The organism is Mycobacterium sp. SM3041, from assembly GCF_039668335.1.
Taxonomy (GTDB): domain Bacteria; phylum Actinomycetota; class Actinomycetes; order Mycobacteriales; family Mycobacteriaceae; genus Mycobacterium.
In genome coordinates, this window is record NZ_JAYXBQ010000032.1 from 1 (window position 1) to 555 (window position 555).

The following is a 555-nucleotide window of genomic DNA, read 5'->3' on the forward strand; positions in this document are numbered from 1 at the left end:
CCTATATATTCAGCAGTGGGTAACACGACATAACTCGTGCTGGGTTTCCCCATTCGGACATCCTCGGATCAACGCTCGGTTGGCAGCTCCCCGAGGCTTATCGCAGCCTCCTACGTCCTTCATCGGCCTCTGATGCCAAGGCATCCACCATGCGCCCTTAAACACTTACGACACAAAAAACCAATTGAAAACAAGAATCAAAATTGCACATCAACACCCACAGACACATACACCCACGACCGAAGCCGTAGGCGACACATTCTGCGCGCGTTAGATGCTCGCAACCACTATCCACGAATCAAACACCACACCCCACCACCAAAACCGGTGAGGCAACAACAACCCCCACCCCGCAACCGGGGCGTCTCCCACCCCCACATCAGGAGGGGAGCGAACGGGCCTGTTGTCTCAGGACCCAACAGTGTGTCTGGCAATTCATTCGATCAACGTGTCATCCCAGCTGATCAGCGTTTGTTGTCATATGCACCCGCCGAAGCAGCCCACTACAGGCGCCGGCGACAATCCCAACCACCTTGGCCCCGCAATTTGTACGGG

Annotated in this window: 1 rRNA gene; it reads right to left on the reverse strand. The window is 55.5% G+C overall.

Features of this window, described 5'->3' with window-relative positions:
* Positions 1–171, reverse strand: a 23S ribosomal RNA gene (locus VXD91_RS07820); the annotation flags it as partial.
* Positions 172–555 lie beyond the last annotated feature (384 nt).